The following is a 236-nucleotide window of genomic DNA, read 5'->3' as shown; positions in this document are numbered from 1 at the left end:
CGTACATTTCGGAACAAGATGCGGCTTCAGTTCATGCGGTGTCAGTCCGGCAATATGCTCTGCAGCGAGAATCCCCTCATGACCGGCCATATGCGCCAGCATCAGACCGCCAATGACATCCCCTACGGCATAGATGTGAGATTCTGTCGTTTGCATGAATGCATTCACGCGGATGACGCCTTTTTCCACTTTCACGTCGGTATTCTCAAGCCCGATTCCCTCTACATTGGCGATAC

At 52.1% G+C, this 236-nt stretch carries 1 protein-coding gene; it reads right to left on the bottom strand.

Translation table 11 applies throughout. The features are described from left to right. The coding region (locus KVT27_RS26135) for an FAD-dependent oxidoreductase (RefSeq protein ID WP_217582327.1) at window positions 1-236 on the bottom strand (236 nt) is incomplete at both ends.

It is taken from the genome of Lysinibacillus sp. GbtcB16 (assembly GCF_019091145.1).
Classification (GTDB): Bacteria; Bacillota; Bacilli; order Bacillales_A; family Planococcaceae; genus Lysinibacillus; species Lysinibacillus fusiformis.
The sequence above is the reverse complement of the archived record's forward strand: the minus strand, read 5'-3'. Positions and strand labels throughout refer to the sequence as shown.